We start from the raw sequence: 17429 nt of genomic DNA, 5'->3' as shown, positions 1-17429 counted from the left end.
CAATTTAATAGCCATGCCTATAAACGCAAAACCCCTCAAACGCTCGCCATGTAACAGACGACCCTTAGCGACGCTTGCATGGAATAGGACGTGGTGGTGTACGCGGCTTCTCGGCTCCAGCCGTTATAATTGCGTCTTCATCACAGGCATCAACGCATGCGCCGCAGGCAGTACATGCCTTTTGGTCGATAACATGCACAAAGCCCTTCTTGCTCATGATGGCATCTTCTTCACATGCATCAACACAATCACAGCAGCCTGTACACAAAGATGGCATGATGTGGAAGGTCATATATGCCGAGCATGCGCCGGACGGGCACTGCTTTTTGCCCATATGTGCTTCTATTTCGGTGCCAAAATGCTCAAGTGAGGTAACAATAGTTGTTGCAAGTGAGGTGCCGAGCTCGCACAAGCTCTGAGTGCTCATAACAGGCGCAAGGTCACGCAAAAGTGCAAGGTCTGCTGATTTACCACGTTTGTTAATAATATCGTTGGTAATAACACGCGACTGATGGGCACCTTCATAGCCAAACACACAGCGTCCGCAGCACTCGCTAAAGTGGCGCGCACTCATATCAGCAAGTGCATGTGCCATACAGTCTTTTTGCGTAAATACGCGCACCCATTCGCAATCAACCGGAATAATCTCATCGGTTTGCGCAACATCAAGCATACGTCCATCGGGATGCTCAAAATAGACTGCCTTGGGTTCTGACACCCCAGCTTGAGCAAGAATGTCTCCCACTGTTGCTGTATCACTCACAAGGCAAGGTGCATCAAGATTATCTATCCACAGCCAACGCTTATGCTCGTCAGCCCAAAGATGAGCAGGCGTGTGCAAAGTGACTGCCGAAGACTGACCGCGGCGTGCCATAGGAACAGGCATCTGACCACGCGTGAGCGCTAAAAGTGCAGTTTCGTTGCCATATACATAGCCAAAACTCGCATCAGCCTCAACAAAGCTTGCCGCAGCTCCTAGCAGCTCCTGAAGCCTTGCTTTAAGCTCGGTATCACCTGCCGGTATCACCACCGTTGGATTTTCAACGGTAGCAAGCTTTTGACCTAAGGCTTGAGCATCAGTACTTATAAGGTAGCGTCCAATATTTTTTTCAGGACGAACCGACATAAACGAAATAATATTCATAGGTCTTCCTTAGTGGACGGCGTACTCATTCCAAAGCTTGGGCGTATCAATGTGCAAACGCAGGTCGCACTGGAGACAACGAGATGCCTCTTTAACGGCGCCCTCACTCGTAAAGCTGCACTCAAACGGCTCCATGGTATGTGCGCGTTTGTTGGCCTCCATAAGCTCAGGCTCGTTGCGCTCAGCTACAAAGACCTCATCCACTGGTCCCAGTTTTGCCTGATAAACATCAGCGTCTGTTAAGACCTCTGAAATATCGCCGTCGCCGCCCAGATAGACGTCCATGCTTTCTGCAGCGCGTCTACCAGCTGCAATAGCCTCAATAACGCTCTTGGTTCCCGTTACACAGTCTCCTGCCGACCAAATGCCCTCGGTAGGCGTTTTGCCCTCGGCATCGGCCACAATAAAGGCACCGTGGAACAGCTCAAGACCAAAGTTCTCGGTTTGTGCAGGACGCTGTCCTACGGCAAAAATAACGTAGTCGGCATCGAGTGTAATCTCGCCGTTCTCAACAAACTCAGTAACCGCCTTGTGATTCTCGTCAAAGTAGAAGCGGCTAATCTTGTTGAGGGTTACCGAGCCAACATGGCTCCACTGCTTCTTAGAAGGATTGATTGAATAGAATGCACACGAATCGTGCAGCTCAACACCTTCTGCAGCCGCCTCAATGCGCTCTTCGGGAGTTGAGGTCATTGCAGCACGCGCCTCAAGACAGGCAACATGCACCTCTTGAGCGCCCAGGCGTACCGCAGTGCGAGCGCAGTCATATGCAACATTACCGCCGCCTAGCACCACAACCTTGCCATCTACCGGCAAGGGCTGCTCAGAGCGGGCTGCCTTTAAGAACTCGGTATTAAGATATACACCCTTGAGGTCAGAGCCTGGCATGCGCAGACGCACGCCTGCATGCGTTCCCACCGCAACAAGGACGCTATCAAAGTCATTCAAAAGACCTTTAACATCTTCAACCTGCTGGTTATAGATAATTTCTATACGTGCGCCCTGCTCGTCAGAGGTTGTGGAAAGGATGGTTTCTACCTCGGTATCTACCACGCTATCAGGCAAGCGATACGCCGGAATGCCATAGCGCATCTGGCCGCCTGATTGTGCATTGGCCTCAAAAATGGTAACCGCATGTCCCTTTTTAGCCAGATACTGAGCAGCGGTCAAGCCAGCCGGACCTGACCCTATAACGGCAACGCGCTTTCCGCTTCGGCTCTCTAGGCGAACGCGCTCTTTCCAAGCGCCGCTATCCTGCTCTGCAGCAGCTCGCTTGAGTCTGCAAATAGATACTGGTCCACCTAAATCGGTACGCTTGCATGCACCCTCACAGAAGTGTGTGCAGATATGACCCAACGAATTAGGCAGGGGCACTTTTTCGCGTACAACCGCAGTAGCTGCAGTCCAATCTTCATGCTTGACATGACGAATATAGCGCGGAATATCAATATGAGCCGGACAGTTAGCACGACACGGAACTACGCCATCAGCATAAGGCTTATCTTGCTTAATAAGACCAAGGCTATCGACAATGGAACCCGTTGGGCACACCTCAACACAAGCCCCGCAGAAGCGACAACCCGATTCTGCCAGCGGCAAACCGTCTTTGGTGCCCACGCGAACACCATCGGTGCCACGGCGATAATCAAGAATAGAAACGCCACGCATATCACGGCATGCTCGAATGCAGCGACCGCAGCGAATACAGCGTGTCATCATATGCGTAATGAGCGGGTTGGAGTCATTGGTAGCACAGGGACGGCTCTTTACACGCCAGCGCGTGGGAGCAACGCCCATGAACTGATACATACTTTGAAGCTCACATTTACCGTACTTAGGACAACCCGTGCAGTCAGTAGGATGCGTTGCCAAAATGAGCTCCATAGCCATTCTGCGCACGCGCTCGGCCTCTTCGCCGTGGCTATCTACTACCATGCCATCGGCGACCGCAGTTTTACAGGCGCATACCGCACCTTCTTGTCCTGCAATCTCAATCATGCACAGACGGCATCCACCAACAGCACCTAAATCGGGGTGCTTACAGAGGTGTGGAATAAAAATACCGGCGGCAAGCGCAGCGTCTAACACCGACTGACCGACCTCGGCCTCAATTTCATGTCCGTCAATGGTGAGCTTCAAAATATACCCCTCCAATAACAAAAACACCTGTACGAGGCGCGGGCGCCGCGCACTCGACGAGGCTTACAAACAAAAACAAGACCAAGCGCGACGGCGAATCGGCTTGGTCTTGTTTGGTTTTAATCCTTAGTAATCAAACAGCTGAGCTGCTGCATTCTCGCCTGCAATGCGGCCAGAGTTTAAGCAGAAGCCCATGGTGTTACCCGGGATGCAGTAGTTATACGAGTCACCGTAAATAGTGCAGGCATCGGTACCAACGCAATAGAGGTTATCAATCTTCTTGTGATCGTCGGTCAATACCTCCATCTTGTGGTTGATGAGTACACCACCCAAGGTACCGTAGGCTCCAATGTACTGCTTGCAAACATAGAACGGGCCCTTTTCCAGCGGCATCATAAACTCGCGCTCTTTCTCAAAGAGCTCGTCATGGCCAGCAGCGCACATATCGTTGTACTCAGCGACGTTAGCAACCAAGCCCTCAGGGTCAATGCCAATCTTTTCAGCAAGCTCTTCCAAGGTATCAGCCTGTGCAATAGGCTCATAACCATCAGCCAAATCTTGGTTCCACTGGTCCTCAAAGCCCTCATAGAGGTCATGTGGGTGAATATGGCTCACAATGTCTGGACCATATTTCTTCCAACGCTTGAGCATCTTGGCGTCAAAAATGGCATAGGCTACCTTGCCTGGCAGGTTGTTAATAGCGTTGCCAACAAAGGTCGTGTTATAAATCTCGTCCTCAGGCATAAAGCGCTCGCCTGTTTGGTCACACCAATAGCAGGGCTGACGGAACGCACCCTCGATATAGAAGTGATTCATGTTATCAGGGAGCTGATACATAGCCTCCATGGTAACGGGGGTATGACCTGCACCCACCTTGTGGCACATATTGATACCGTCGCCGTCCATGCCAGGAATAGCAAAGCTAAAGAGGTCTTTACCCCACTCAAAGCCAATGCGCTCTTTAATCATCTTCGCATTATTGCCAAAGCCGCCTGTTGCCACAATAACTGAACCAGCAGCAATGTGAACCTCTTCGCCCGAGGTACGCTGAGCAAAAACGCCTACAACTGCACCGTTGTCGTCAGTCTCAAGACCAGTAGCTGGGCACTCAAAGATAAACTCAACACCCAACTCCTGCGCACGCTCGGTTAAGCGCTTGGTCATGGTTGTAGCAGCGCGGGGACCCGGCTCAGAGCCATCCTCAGGCTGAACAACATGCCATGTATACTCGCCATCTGCATAGGCACGTGTGCGCTCGCGAGCGCGAAACGCCGGACGTACGCTATGAAACTCAACGCCCATGTCCTGCAGCCAAGCAATGGTGTCGCCACTCTTGAAATAATATGCGCGCACCAAGCGAGGGTCAACCTGATAGTGCGTATAGAACATGTGACGACGGAACAGCTCGCCTGGCGTAACCTCAATCATGGCAGCCTTTTGCACGGGGCTTCCAGCTGCTGCAGGACCCATACCCATATTTGCAGCACCACCGGTGTTGGAGCTTTTCTCCAAACAAATCACCTGAGCGCCACCCTCTGCGGCGGCTACCGCTGCGGCAAGACCTGACAGACCTGCTGCCACTACCACAACATCAGCTTGCATTTCTTCCATAATCCACCTGCCTTTTTACCAGAACGGGCGGCTCACGCACGTGCAAACCGCCAGTTCACCTTTACAGACCTATTTGTTATGCAACCTGCTCAGGCTGCGTAGGCTGAATTGCCTCTTTGTAATATTTAATGCGCTCTTTATAGGCATCGGTCTTTTTAAGCTCGGCCAGACGACCTTCGTTCTGAGCGATGTCCATACCGTGAATCTGCTTGCCTGAAGCAATGTCATGAGCTTTATGCCACTCATCATCAGAATACGTCACCTTAGCAGCGCCATCGACAATAGACAGCTCACCCTCAAGACCGCAGACCGTACAAATGGCGCGGGCAGTACCCGGCTTAATATAGAAATCCTTAGCATGGCAATGCGGGCAAATTCCCTCATCACCCTTATATTCTGCGTGCTCAATGTCTTTAGCGGCCTCAGCAAGGTTAACGCCAATTTGATGAGCGCGTGCCACCATCTCGTCTTCCATGAGAGCAGTCTTTGCCCAAGAGAACCACTCGTTATCAATAACTTTCCAGCTCGGAGTCATAGCCTGAATTTGGTGGTCAGACTCAACGTGTGTGCCCCAATCGCTGCCGCCAATTGCAATGTAGCTTACAACCTTAGGGCTCATAATTGCTGGGTCAGGCATCTTACCCGGCTTGCCCTCAGCAATATTTTTCTGGGCAATATCAGCGCAGATGTAGTTGTTTCCGGTGTCCATACGAGGCCCAAAGCGGTCCATAATGGTGTGGAACAAACCGCTTGCACCCTTCTCAAAAATGGGGTCAACCATCAACACACCGTCTGCGCGGAACATCTCCATTGCCAGCCAGTCAAAATCATCCTTATGAATGCACATGTTTCCGCGTCCGCTCATGAGCATTTTGACGCAGGTAATGCAGCCGGTGCAGTGCTTAATGGTAAGGTCTTGCGCACGAATAAACTCAACCTCGCAGCCAGCCTCCTGGGCAGCAATCAATGCCTCTTTACAAAATGCATCGTTATTGCCGTTTTTTGTGCCAAAACTTACGCCTACAATCTTTGTCATGTCCCCTCCTGACATATATGTTGTGCTAAACACAACTCCCTTGGGTATAAGGATATGTTTTGTTGCATATGGCTAGCGTTTAATTCACTTGATACTGGAGCCGATTGTATTGTGCAATTGCACAGTCAGATACTTGTTATGGATAAGATTATTAGTACTGTTTGAGTTTGGTTAAGCTAACACCAAGGTAGATATGCTTTATTGCCTTGATTGTTTAACGCGCATTTGCGATATGCCTTGTATCTTAGTTCAAGGATAGGTATGCAAGTCTGAGAGCTTACGAATGATTTGAGCACGTATTAGGCCTGTACGTCTTGCCAGATTCAAGCTATAAAGCCTCATATAAGAATAACTATCTCCTGATTTTCGCCATTTTTGGCTTTTTTACGTCCTTATTTTCGCCATTTTATGCGAAAATAAGGACGTAATCTATTTAGGAGGAAACTATGGAACGATTCCTCATGAACAAACTTATTGCTTGGAAGAACAAACCCAACCGAAAACCACTCATCCTCAACGGAGCTCGCCAAGTTGGCAAGACATGGTTGCTCAAGGAATTTGGTAAAGAGCAGTTTGAAAACGTCGCGTATGTAAACCTAGACAATAATCCTAGGATAGGCGAACAGTTCGAGCTGGGCTACGACATCCCTCGTATCATTTCTGCCATACAGTTTGAAACGGGGCAGGTCATCTCAGAGGATAGCACCCTCATCATCCTTGATGAAATTCAAGCACACCCAAAGGCACTCACCAGTCTCAAATACTTCTACGAGAACGCACCTAAATACGCAGTTGCCGCCGCAGGTTCTTTACTAGGAATTACAATCCATGAAGGAAGTGGATACCCCGTTGGAAAGGTTGACACACTTGACCTCTACCCTCTCCACTTCCGCGAGTTTCTCGTCGCAACAGGCAATCGGGCGCTCTGCGACCTCATTGAGTCGGATGAAACCGACCTCATAAATAGTTTCTCCAGCAAGCTTGTTCCGCTCCTTCGCCAGTACTACTACGTAGGAGGTATGCCTGAGGCAGTAAACGCTTTCTTGACCCGAGGTCTTTTAGAGGAAACGCGCGAGGTTCAATTAGAAATACTCAGAGGTTACGAACGCGATATTTCAAAACATCTAGGTAGAACTGAAACTGAATACGCGCTTGCAACATTAAAATCAATTCCGGCACATCTGGGTCGAGAGAATAAGAAGTTTGTGTTTAGCCATATTGCGAAAGGAGCACGTGCGAGAAACTACCGGTCTGGCATCACGTGGCTCACCCAAGCAGGAATTGCGACGCTCGTGCACAAAATTTCTAAGCCCTCCATTCCACTCGCCCCCTATACCGACGATGCATCATTCAAACTTTTTCTAGTTGATGTCGGTCTACTTGGAGCAATGGCACAGCTTGATAAAGAAACAGTCATCGGAGGTAATAGTATCTTCAAAGAGTTCAAGGGTTCCCTCACCGAGCAGTTCGTCTGCCAGCAGCTTGTATCTGATTGTGGTCTCACTCCCTACTACTGGTCTGCAGAAAACTCTATAGGCGAAATAGACTTTCTTGTTCAAAAAACAAACAGCATATTCGCCATTGAGGTAAAAGCAGAAGAGAACCTGCGGTCAAAAAGCCTCCGGGCTTTTAAGAATGCTCATCTGGAGGTAGAAGCTGTGCGATTCAGCCTGTCAGGCTACCGCGAACAAGACTGGATGAAAAACATCCCACTATATGCAATGACAAACATGGGGCTATGGAGCTAGAGAACAATAAAACTGCCGGAAAACCTACTGGTGCCTACAGTCTTTCTCTATAGAGTTTCATGCCTTCAAGCACCTGTGCACTAAACGAAAGAGCAAGCCGGTCATCGCCATTTTTATAGTCGAGATAAAACAGTTCGCGAACCTTATTAACCCGATAAAAATACGTATTGCGATGAATAGATAGACTCTCAGCAGCCTCCTGCGGCGAACCGGGGTAGCGAATGCTTGCCATCATGGTCTCAAAATAGTTGGTTCCGTGCTCCTGGTCGTAGCGATTCATAGCGAGTACGCGCTGGTCAACGAGCATATCTCGATGGTCAATATCACCAATTGCTCCAGCAAGTGCTGCGTAGCGTTTTTCCCAAAAGTACACCATTGGTGGCCAAGAATCACGCGCTGACGCAATCAGCGCACGGCACTGTGCCAGCCGAGCCGACACACTAAGCAGATTCTCAATGGGCTCGCTTACAAATGCTCTCACTTGGTTATGCTCAATAAACGACTTAAAATGCTTATGCGCAGACAATACACGTTTTGTTCTGTGATAAGCGTCAAAGCCTGTTGCGGTATTTACACCCGTAGGATACAAAATGGCCAACATATCATCTTGTGCGCTCCACAAAAGTCCTTTAACCGTGCGAGCTGCAATTTTTCCCAGCTTGTTATAGTGCGGACGGTCAGCATCAATAGAGCCCTTTACGCAAATCAGGCAATAACACATATCGCGCTTAATCCCTAAGAGCGAGGTCTGCTGGTACAAACTTGTCTCATCGGTAAACGTGCCCGCTAAAAGGTCGGCTAATAAACTTGAACCAGCCTGCGCCCGCTCACCGCCTGCACCCAGCCGGTCTAACATGATGCCCAATAAGCTGCTTGCAAAATCAATAAGCTCAAGTTCAAAACCCGAAATAGGGTGTTTATATGCGAGCACGTCAAGGCGCCCAAGCTCTAAGTTATGGCTATATATGATGGCTGACGCCCAAACATTGTGATGTATGCTCGACGTGCTGAGCAGCGAATGTTTAGCCAAACGTATATTATGATTTACATTATCAAGTTCAAAAGCGCGACTAACCGCCTCGCTGATATAGCCGCTTTTGAGCACCCCCCGAATTTCTGCCGCATCTATAGACTCCCCGGTAGGAAACTCCCCAGCACTTGCAAGAACACGAAGCTCAGTATTTGCCACAATAATGGGGTTTTGCAAAACACTGTTGAGACCTTTTACAAAGTGAGCCAAATCATAAGATGCCAGAAACGTCTCAAAGATTCGCTCGCGCATTAACTCACAAACCGCGAGCTTAGGTGGTAACTCTAAAAACGCACGGCAAAAATCATGAAACGAACCCTCATACGTAACCGCAACAACATTTCCTACCGGACATGTATCGGTTGGTATTTCCTCAGCGCTATGAGCAAGAACAATTTCATCACGAGCAGCGGTAACTTTTCCAGAAATATAGTCGTTATACGTACAGGGACGCAGTAGATAGGTATTGCTTGGCATTGACGCACGGCTTTCAGGCGTAAGAAGAATGTCTACGTCTAAAAGATGTTCCCGTCCTACACTTGTACTCTTGCACATAAGCTCGTTGACAACAGTACGAAGTTTCATATGCGTGGCTCCTTTACTGGTATGCACTGAGGATATTTTAGCGTGATATATCCTGTTCTGCTGTCAATAAGCACGGATAAGGTCAAACGACTGGTAGGAGCCCGTATCTTGTTTAGGCATTAGACAATCGCACAGGGCTTGCACGTCTCTTCACATAGCCACACGCACGAGAGGGCTGCTCGTCTTTACCCAGAGTCGCCGCAGCACCCTTACTGTTTCTCGCATCTCGATATGTTGCGACGGCTCGAAGCATCGCTGTAATTGCTAGCTCATGCGAACACTTGGGCATATATCAGTAGCCGGACATTTGTCACAATGTGGCGTGCGCGCCTGGCAGATTTCGCGCCCAAAACTAATCCATTGGTGGTTGACGCTCTCCCAATACTCATGAGGCAAAACCTTAAGCAAGTCCTGCTCGGTTTTAAGCGGCTCGTTTTCATGCGTTTTGGGAGAGAGCTTAAGTCGGTGAGCAATGCGATGCACATGTGTATCAACCGCTATGCCCTCAACAATACCAAAGCTTACGTTGAGCACGATATTTGCGGTCTTGCGCCCCACACCAGGTAAGCGCGTAAGCTCCGCCATTGTCTGTGGAACCTTGCCGCCAAAATCGGCCATAATCATCTGCGCTGTCTGAACAGCATGCTTGGCCTTTGTTTTATAAAAGCCTAACGAGTTTATAACCTCAGCTACCTCTGAAACCGATGCCGAAGCCAACATCTCTGGTTCAGGCCAGCGGCGAAAGAGCTCAGGAGTTACTTTATTAACCTGTGCATCAGTTGTCTGCGCCGACAGAAGCACCGAAATAACCAGCCTAAACGGTGTTGTATAATCTAAGAAGCACTCAACTGGGCCATAGCGCTCATTCATGCGATGGCAAAACTCAATTGCCCGCTCACGTTTTGCAGCATTTGTCTCCCGTGGCATGCTATACCCCCTTTGCCTGCCCTACCTTGATGTTGCCTCATATCTTACGGTTTAGGCTTACGGTGTAGGCTAAAAACAACTTTTTGACCTTGAATAAGCCCAACTCAATTGAATAGGCCCCTAGCCGTTCTCTGCACTTCTCCAGTAGCTTACTTACTCATCTCTATCATCTTCATCAAGCTCAACCTCAAGAGTACCCTCATCTAGCCCTAAGAGACTAGCAGCTTCTGTTGCATCTTCAAGCGCTGTAACTCCTCGCAGTTTGCGCTCAATCACATTAGTTCGTGTGTTAATAATGCCGTCAACCGTTCGCTCGGCTGTCTTGATTTGTTTGAGAGCCTTTGCCAATTCGCGCTGATAATTGGGGAATTCTGCCTTGAGCGCCGAAAGCACTTTTTGAATTTCATCGGCACGCTTTTGAAAAGCAAAGGTCTGATAGCTCATTTGCAAGCTATTAAGAATTGCTGCCATGGTGCTTGGACCAGCAACATTCACCCGATAATCGCGCTGCAAGAGCTCTACCAGACCTGGCATATTAACAACCTCAGCATACAGACCCTCAAAGGGCAAAAACATGATGCCAAAGTTTGTTGTTGCAGGAACACTTACATACTTTTCTGCAATATCTTTTGCTTCACTCTTAATTTGACGTTCAAGCTGCTTGCGCGCGGTATGCACCTGCTCAATATCACCCTCATCAAGCGCATCGCGAAGATGTTCATAAGCATCTCCAGGAAACTTTGAGTCAATGGGGAGCAAAATAGGGTCGCCACCTTCAACCGGCAGCTTGACTGCAAACTCAACACGCTCAGTGCTCTCTGGTACCGTTGCCACATCTTCAAGATACTGGTCAACTGATAGAATCTCTCGCAGAATAGCTCCGAGCTGCACTTCGCCCAAAATGCCGCGCGTTTTTACATTAGATAGAACGCGCTTGAGGTCACCCACACCCGAGGCAACATTTCTCATTTCGCCAAGTCCTTTGCTTACCACGTCAAGCGATTCGCTTACCTGTCTAAAAGACGAGCTCAATCGGTCGTTAAGTGTTTTTGAGAGCTTTTCATCAACTGTCTCGCGCATGCGCTCAAGCTGCGTGGTGTTATCTTCTCTAATGCTGGTAAGCTGTCTCTCCACAGTCTGTTTAACCTCATGGAGCTGCGTGTTTGCAACATCAGAACTCGCTTTAATTCCTGTGGTTATCTGCTCCTGAAAGCCCTGAATCTGCGTCTGAAACCCTTGGAAGCGCTCGTCAAATTTGCCCAGCTGGTCGCGCAGGTCTTGCGAATGTCGCGCAAGTGTCTCAGACAGTTTAGTATCAACCACCTGACGAACCTCGCCCAAGCGCTGATCAGTTGATGCGATACTACGGTCAAGCTGCTCGGTTAGCTCGCGGCGCAAGGTATCAACCCGCTCACCAGCTTGACCCGCAGCGTGCAAACTTGCCTCATGACGTTGCTGGGCTTGCCCCGCCTCAAGCGTTTGCTGGCTAACTAACTGATTAAGACCAGAGCGGGTTTGAGGCATCTCATGGAGCATTTCATCAAGCGCATGGTTTGCTTGCTCTAGCTGGGTTAAAGCTTGACGAGCAGCGTCTATTTGCTGGTCTGCCAAATGCTTTGCGCGTATTGCGCATACCGCTGCCACACCTGCAGCCACAGCGCCTAAACAGCCAACTAGCAACACAATGATTATGTAATCCATGAGTTCACTTCCTCATATCTCAAGTATTGTTCCTCATTATAGAGAGCCATCTGGACATAAGGACTTACTTCAAGAAAATATGCCATGTAAAAGCCCTGATATTTGTTGCACCAGATGTGTTAGCTGCTCACCAACTTGTTCAGGTCTGGCTCCATGCGCGATGCTTGATAAACAAAACGATGCAACAAACAAAAGCCCCAGCGCCACAGGCACCAGTATCACCAGCATAACAGCGCGCAATACCGCCATGCGCTTGCTGCACCGTTGCAAGACCTGAGCATAATCAAACTCAGGAGCATACGCGGCCTCCACTGAAATGGGATTTGTTTTTGGAACAAAACGAGGGATTTCACGCTCCTGTGCAGATGCACGGTGCACATCCCGGCGTGATAGAGTAGCAGTTAGCTCAGATACGCCGGTATCTTTTTCTGTCGCATTATAAACAGGTGGAGTGTAGGCAGGCTCTTTCCAAAGCGAACTGCCCGGACGCTTAGTACGCTGCTGACCAGGAAACTCAATAAACAAATTCATGGCACGACCTCTCTGTGAGGTGTGCGCGAAAGGGGTTGTCTGAGCATCATGCAAATTGCCACACTTGTCAAGATATACACTAAAGCTCACCCCATCGCCAGTGATTTGCTATACATGCGCATATCTAAAAAATAAGCCCGAATGCTTCCGAGACATTCGGGCTTTATTCGCATTGATCACCAGCAATACGAATATGTGACGAGCTGCAGGCATTCGTCTCACTTGGTGTTATATCTTCCGCAACTTTTGTAAAACCATGCACGGCGCCACGCGATTCAAATAATCTGCAGCCTCTCACCATGGGATATTCAAATCTGCTCATAAAACTACACGTTTTGCCATTAAAAATGCGCCGGCATATCACCGGCGCACCAAAGCTAAGCAACTTCAACCTGTTAGCCAAGCCTAGTAATTGATTGAGTGCTCCTCAAAATAGGACTGAGGATGTGCACAAACCGGGCACATTTTAGGAGCAGCAGCCCCAACATGCAGGTGACCACAGTTTAAGCACTTCCAAACCTTAACACCCTCGCGGGTAAAGACCTCGCCCTTTTCAACACGCTCAGCAAGCTTGAGATAACGCTCCTCGTGAGCCTTCTCTACTGCACCCACACCACGGAACTTTGCCGCAATGTCTTTGAAGCCCTCTTCTTCGGCCTTCTCGGCAAAGTCCTTGTACATGGTGGTCCACTCATAGTTCTCACCAGCGGCAGCATCTTTGAGGTTATCGAGCGTAGGTGGAACCTCGCCACCATGAAGATACTTAAACCAAAGCTTTGCATGCTCTGACTCGTTTACTGCGGTCTCCATAAAGATATTGGAGATTTGAACGTATCCGTCCTTCTTTGCCTTTGATGCATAGTAACGGTACTTAGTGTGAGCCATTGACTCGCCCGCAAACGCAGTCTCAAGGTTCTTTTTTGTCTCTGAATTCTCAAAATCCATACTTCATCCCTTCTATCGATACGGTGTACGCAGTATCGCAGACGCTCCCTCTATGCGCCCAATACATGCTTATTGTAAACCATTCCTATTAAGGAAACTGAATGTGCGGCCGGTTTTTTGATTGCTCTATTTGTGCACGGGCTTGACCTGCCGAGTTAGCTATACCCTACTTTTTAATATACTTGAGCAGCGCAAATATGCACAAAGCCACCACGTAGTACGCGTCAAAAACATGGCATCAAATGCAACCGAAGCAGCCGTACGCACCCCAAGGCGCTCAAGCTAGATAATCCGCCAGCTGCCTTGGTTCTCGCGACAAAAACCCTCACGAACAAGGTCACCTAGAATGCTCTGCACCAAATCACCCGCAACTGGCGGACGACCGGACGCTAGCTCAAAAGCAGATAAACTATGTATAAGCTCAGACAACTCAAGCCCTCGACCTTGTTCTCCTGCCGCTAAAAGAAGTCGTACAAGCTCTGCACGTTTTTGGCGGCGCGAACCCTCAAACTTTGACTGCCTGCTATAGCTTTTTGACCGCCGCGACGGATTGGGTACTTGCCGCTTAAGCTCGGCACCATAATCGAGCAGCGCATAATACCAGGCACGGCTGGTATCCTCTGCGTCCTGCGGTAGTGCAAACGGCTGCTGCTCCCCCGGACATGTTGCCTCGATAAGCGGAATCAATTCTTTATCGGGAACATCGGGCACATCTTGAAAGAAATGATGAATAAAAACGGTGCGCACGTTTGTCTCAAGATAAACCCCAGGCAGATTGTATGCAAACGACCGAATACCTTGGGCAGTAGCAGGTCCTATGCCTGGCAGTGATACCAACTCACGCGCACTCTGCGGAAAAATACCATCGTATTCAGCAACAATACGCTCAGCTGCCGCTTTTAAGCTGAGCGCCCGGCGGTTATAGCCCATGCCCTGCCACGCAGCTAGCACGCGCGCTGTTGATGCCTCCGCTAGTGCAAAAACACTGGGAAAGGCATCTATCCATTCAGCCCAGCGCGTCACTACTCGTGATACCTGTGTCTGTTGAAGCATGACCTCAGAGAGCCATACGTAGTAAGGGTCTTGCGTATTGCGCCACGCCAAATCGCGGTACAGTCGTTGACCTTCTTGACGAATAAAGCTTCTAAACTCGTTGGCTACCAAGGAACTTTGCACGTTGCAATGCCCTCGCCTCTTGCATATTCCTTAAATCGGTTGGGGTCAGAAAACTTTGCATCGACCGCCGGGTGATTGCGGTTGTGTACCACATCATCAAGCGTTACCGAGTCAAGATAGCTTTCAAGTAGCGCCTGAATGCCGAGCCATACAGGATGAAAGCAGCATTCACTCTCACGCCAACACGGGTTTTCGCCAAGCGTACAAACATTAACACCAAGCGGGCCTTGCATTGCCTCAACAATAGCGCGAAGCGTTACCTCATGAGCCGGGTGGCGCAGGCGCATGCCGCCGTTCACGCCGCGCACGCTTTCAATCAGGTCAGCCTCAGATAAGCTATGCTGAATTGCCCGCGCAAATGAATAAGGAATGCCAGATGCTGTGGCGGCGGTGCGCACAGAAAGCAAGCCGCTGTCTTGCTTGGCAAGCATGGCTAAAATGCGCAGGGCATAATCTGTTTTTCGAGAAATATCCATGTCAGACCCCTTGTATCCGGCATTCTCCCACAAGCGTTTTGGGTGCGCAATGCACAAACGCCGTATACACAAATACACGTTGATGCCTGCCTACTATACCCCGTTGCCCCTCTTTGATGCAGCTTTTCTGTCTCAGCAATAAGACAACAACACGAAACCCGCGAAAACTGCAAAGCGCTGCACGGTTTTATGCAACTCTTCCTAATGTGCTACGCTTGCGAAAACAACCTGGCACGAAAGGAACTTCATGGCTATAACTCCTGCGTTTTCGCATGTCATATTTGACCTAGACGGCACTATTCTTGATACGCTCAACGACCTTGCACAATCAGCTAATCGGGTATGCGAGGCACAAGGCTGGCCAAGCTTTCCGGTTGATGCGTATCGTTATAAAGTTGGAAATGGCATGGTTAAGCTGGTAGAACGCTTTATGCCAGCAGAATATGCAGGAGATGCTGCCATGCTTGAAAAAACACTTGCAGCATTTCGAGCAGACTATGCTAAGCACAAAGAAGATACAACCGCGCCCTATCCGGGCATTCTTACCATGCTTGATACGCTCCTTGCCGCTGGAGTAAAACTTGCCGTTCTTACCAATAAAGACCATCAAGCAGCAGTTCCGCTTATTGAGAGATACTTTGGCAACGAGCGCTTTACATATATCCAGGGGCGCATCGATGCCTTTCCTCCAAAACCAGCTGCTCCTATAACTATGCATGTACTTGCACAACTTGGCGCTAACCCAGCACGTACGCTCTATGTTGGCGACAGCGACGTTGATGTTATGTGCGGACATAACGCCGGGCTCCGAACAGCGGGCGTAGCATGGGGCTTTCGCGGCACAGACGAACTTAGAGCGGCAGGCGCAGACTATATTGTTGATAATCCAGAAGAACTGAGCGCTCTTGTTTTGAACCAGAGCGTATAGGCAATTTCATTACATATAGCGTGCCTCTCTATACAAAAACCGGCGTAGCGCTTTATTTGCCCTACGCCGGTGAACATTCAATCAAACATGCGCTGTGTTAAGACTTTGTCTGAAGCAACAACTCCGCTATAGCACTCTCATCAATCTCCCATTCACCTGTCTTTGAACGCGTAACAGGCACAATGACCTCATGTTTCGTAGTTGGAGTCTCTTCAATTGATTCAATCAAAATAGGACCCGTTTGCTTCATCATGTCTTCTAGTGGCTCTTTTCCTACATGTTCGGCAATGTAGTGTTGCAGCTTTTCTGCAAAGGTCTTCATAGCACTCTGGAGATTACGAGAAGTTGCATTAACGGTAACTGATGCCTTGCCTGCACCCTCATCAACTTTAATCTCGCCAATCTCATACGTAAAATCGCGCAAAAGAGCCTGAATAAGCTCAGTCCCATCCATGCCATATTCTTGAGCGTTAAAACCCGAAGCTTCGGTATAGCTCTTTGCTAATTCGCTATTCAGCGCACCCGACTGAACATCTTTTAAGCCCGTGTCTAATTCTTCAAAAATTTGCTCATCAATAGTCTTTTGTGAACACCCAGCTAAACCAAAACTGCATACAGCAAATACCAGTGCCATAAGACTTGTTAAGACAATCTTTTTCATATAACTACCTCGCTATTTATAAAGAATCTACTACACCGTAATGTGCATAATATGCATCAAGTTGCACTTTAAGTGCATCATCAATTACCACTCGACCGTTGAGCTCTTGATTCCATAAGTGCTCAGTTACCTCAGCCATCGTAACAATTGATGTCACCGGAAACCCATAGCGCTCGGTAATTTCTTGCTGCGCAGTATACTTGCCACCCTTTCCTACCTCCATGCGGTTGAGCGAAACAACTAATCCCACAACCTCAACATCGGCGGCAGCTTTCAAAAGGGGATAGGTCTCATCGATGGACTTTCCTGAGGTAGTTACGTCTTCTACCATAACCACCCGGTCACCATCGCAAAGCTCAGAGCCCAACAAATTGCCTGCATCTGCACCGTGGTCTTTCACCTCTTTGCGATTGCAGCAATACCGTACCTCTTTGCCGTACAGCTCATAAAGAGCAATAGATGTAACCACCGCAAGGGGAATGCCCTTATATGCCGGTCCAAATACAAGGTCAAAATCAAGCCCAAACGCATCGTGAATAGCTTGTGCATAATACACGCCGAGGCGCTTAAGCTGCTCACCTGTTACGTAGGCACCGGCATTCATAAAAAATGGCGAAGTGCGCCCACTTTTGAGCGTAAACTCGCCAAATTTGAGAACGTTAGCCTCAACCATAAACTCAATAAAATCCTGCTTATACGCTTCCACAAGAGCTCCTTTCAAGTCTCTGGTGAGCGCTAGCCTAACATAAAACAGTTGCTGTAAGAGATTTAATTGTGCAGCGACATCAATA

Annotated in this window: 15 protein-coding genes; 2 read left to right on the top strand and 13 right to left on the bottom strand. The window is 48.9% G+C overall.

What is annotated here, in order from left to right; all coding sequences use genetic code 11:
- Nucleotides 1-64: 64 nt before the first annotated feature.
- The 4 genes from KPC83_RS00475 to KPC83_RS00460 form a co-directional block, all read right to left on the bottom strand.
- Complete coding sequence (locus tag KPC83_RS00475) at nucleotides 65-1144, bottom strand: NADH-ubiquinone oxidoreductase-F iron-sulfur binding region domain-containing protein (RefSeq protein WP_216278646.1); 1080 nt, start codon at nucleotides 1142-1144, stop codon at nucleotides 65-67.
- Between the two features lie 9 nt (nucleotides 1145-1153).
- Nucleotides 1154-3283 carry an FAD-dependent oxidoreductase gene (locus tag KPC83_RS00470; protein WP_216278645.1) on the bottom strand — a complete coding sequence of 710 codons (2130 nt, stop codon included), beginning with the start codon at nucleotides 3281-3283 and terminating at the stop codon, nucleotides 1154-1156.
- A gap of 126 nt (nucleotides 3284-3409) precedes the next feature.
- Nucleotides 3410-4894: an FAD-dependent oxidoreductase gene (locus KPC83_RS00465; protein WP_253200925.1), complete on the bottom strand. Its 1485-nt coding sequence runs from the start codon at nucleotides 4892-4894 to the stop codon at nucleotides 3410-3412.
- A gap of 76 nt (nucleotides 4895-4970) precedes the next feature.
- Nucleotides 4971-5930, bottom strand: a complete 960-nt coding sequence (locus tag KPC83_RS00460) for a flavodoxin family protein (protein WP_216278644.1) — start codon at nucleotides 5928-5930, stop codon at nucleotides 4971-4973.
- A 446-nt stretch (nucleotides 5931-6376) separates the two neighbouring features.
- Between KPC83_RS00460 and KPC83_RS00455 the strand changes: the two genes are divergently transcribed.
- Nucleotides 6377-7678, top strand: coding sequence for an ATP-binding protein (locus KPC83_RS00455; RefSeq protein WP_216278643.1), 1302 nt, complete (start codon nucleotides 6377-6379; stop codon nucleotides 7676-7678).
- A gap of 34 nt (nucleotides 7679-7712) precedes the next feature.
- Here the strand turns inward: KPC83_RS00455 and KPC83_RS00450 are convergent, their stop codons facing one another.
- From KPC83_RS00450 to KPC83_RS00420, 7 genes are all read right to left on the bottom strand, one after another.
- Nucleotides 7713-9293 carry a CdaR family transcriptional regulator gene (locus KPC83_RS00450; protein WP_216278642.1) on the bottom strand — a complete coding sequence of 527 codons (1581 nt, stop codon included), beginning with the start codon at nucleotides 9291-9293 and terminating at the stop codon, nucleotides 7713-7715.
- A gap of 264 nt (nucleotides 9294-9557) precedes the next feature.
- Entirely contained in the window at nucleotides 9558-10220 is a 663-nt protein-coding gene (gene nth, locus KPC83_RS00445; protein WP_216278641.1) for an endonuclease III, read from the bottom strand.
- Between the two features lie 153 nt (nucleotides 10221-10373).
- Complete coding sequence (gene rmuC, locus KPC83_RS00440) at nucleotides 10374-11921, bottom strand: DNA recombination protein RmuC (protein ID WP_253200924.1); 1548 nt, start codon at nucleotides 11919-11921, stop codon at nucleotides 10374-10376.
- Between the two features lie 69 nt (nucleotides 11922-11990).
- Entirely contained in the window at nucleotides 11991-12452 is a 462-nt protein-coding gene (locus tag KPC83_RS00435) for a hypothetical protein (RefSeq protein ID WP_216278640.1), read from the bottom strand.
- A gap of 405 nt (nucleotides 12453-12857) precedes the next feature.
- Nucleotides 12858-13397, bottom strand: a complete 540-nt coding sequence (gene rbr, locus KPC83_RS00430; protein WP_216278639.1) for a rubrerythrin — start codon at nucleotides 13395-13397, stop codon at nucleotides 12858-12860.
- Between the two features lie 282 nt (nucleotides 13398-13679).
- Complete coding sequence (locus tag KPC83_RS00425; protein ID WP_253200923.1) at nucleotides 13680-14573, bottom strand: adenine glycosylase; 894 nt, start codon at nucleotides 14571-14573, stop codon at nucleotides 13680-13682.
- Nucleotides 14555-15049 carry an Rrf2 family transcriptional regulator gene (locus tag KPC83_RS00420; RefSeq protein WP_216278638.1) on the bottom strand — a complete coding sequence of 165 codons (495 nt, stop codon included), beginning with the start codon at nucleotides 15047-15049 and terminating at the stop codon, nucleotides 14555-14557. Before KPC83_RS00420 ends, KPC83_RS00425 begins: the two co-directional genes overlap by 19 nt.
- 247 nt (nucleotides 15050-15296) lie before the next feature.
- Here KPC83_RS00420 and KPC83_RS00415 point away from each other — a divergent pair, with 247 nt between their 5' ends.
- The gene (locus tag KPC83_RS00415) at nucleotides 15297-15977 is read left to right on the top strand and encodes an HAD family hydrolase (RefSeq protein ID WP_216278637.1); all 681 of its coding nucleotides are present in this window, start codon (nucleotides 15297-15299) and stop codon (nucleotides 15975-15977) included.
- Between the two features lie 97 nt (nucleotides 15978-16074).
- Here the strand turns inward: KPC83_RS00415 and KPC83_RS00410 are convergent, their stop codons facing one another.
- Together KPC83_RS00410 and pyrE are read right to left on the bottom strand one after the other, a co-directional pair.
- Nucleotides 16075-16638: a hypothetical protein gene (locus KPC83_RS00410; protein WP_216278636.1), complete on the bottom strand. Its 564-nt coding sequence runs from the start codon at nucleotides 16636-16638 to the stop codon at nucleotides 16075-16077.
- 16 nt (nucleotides 16639-16654) lie between these two features.
- A complete protein-coding gene (pyrE, locus tag KPC83_RS00405) occupies nucleotides 16655-17344 on the bottom strand; it encodes an orotate phosphoribosyltransferase (RefSeq protein WP_216278635.1) in 690 nt (229 codons plus the stop codon).
- Nucleotides 17345-17429 lie beyond the last annotated feature (85 nt).

The sequence above is a fragment of the Collinsella sp. zg1085 genome (assembly GCF_018889955.1).
Lineage (GTDB): Bacteria > Actinomycetota > Coriobacteriia > Coriobacteriales > Coriobacteriaceae > Collinsella.
Note: the sequence above shows the minus strand (reverse complement) of the source record. Positions and strands in the feature narration are given on the sequence as shown.

What these genes read in the sequence shown, in the direction of transcription:
- KPC83_RS00465 (WP_253200925.1), bottom strand. Translation starts at nt 4,894, where the DNA reads ATGGAAGAAATGCAAGCTGATGTTGTGGTAGTGGCAGCAGGTCTGTCA.
- KPC83_RS00460 (WP_216278644.1), bottom strand. Translation starts at nt 5,930, where the DNA reads ATGACAAAGATTGTAGGCGTAAGTTTTGGCACAAAAAACGGCAATAAC.
- rbr (WP_216278639.1), bottom strand. Translation starts at nt 13,397, where the DNA reads ATGGATTTTGAGAATTCAGAGACAAAAAAGAACCTTGAGACTGCGTTT.
- KPC83_RS00415 (WP_216278637.1), top strand. Translation starts at nt 15,297, where the DNA reads ATGGCTATAACTCCTGCGTTTTCGCATGTCATATTTGACCTAGACGGC.
- KPC83_RS00435 (WP_216278640.1), bottom strand. Translation starts at nt 12,452, where the DNA reads ATGAATTTGTTTATTGAGTTTCCTGGTCAGCAGCGTACTAAGCGTCCG.
- KPC83_RS00420 (WP_216278638.1), bottom strand. Translation starts at nt 15,049, where the DNA reads ATGGATATTTCTCGAAAAACAGATTATGCCCTGCGCATTTTAGCCATG.
- rmuC (WP_253200924.1), bottom strand. Translation starts at nt 11,921, where the DNA reads ATGGATTACATAATCATTGTGTTGCTAGTTGGCTGTTTAGGCGCTGTG.
- KPC83_RS00455 (WP_216278643.1), top strand. Translation starts at nt 6,377, where the DNA reads ATGGAACGATTCCTCATGAACAAACTTATTGCTTGGAAGAACAAACCC.
- KPC83_RS00450 (WP_216278642.1), bottom strand. Translation starts at nt 9,293, where the DNA reads ATGAAACTTCGTACTGTTGTCAACGAGCTTATGTGCAAGAGTACAAGT.
- nth (WP_216278641.1), bottom strand. Translation starts at nt 10,220, where the DNA reads ATGCCACGGGAGACAAATGCTGCAAAACGTGAGCGGGCAATTGAGTTT.
- KPC83_RS00410 (WP_216278636.1), bottom strand. Translation starts at nt 16,638, where the DNA reads ATGAAAAAGATTGTCTTAACAAGTCTTATGGCACTGGTATTTGCTGTA.
- KPC83_RS00475 (WP_216278646.1), bottom strand. Translation starts at nt 1,144, where the DNA reads ATGAATATTATTTCGTTTATGTCGGTTCGTCCTGAAAAAAATATTGGA.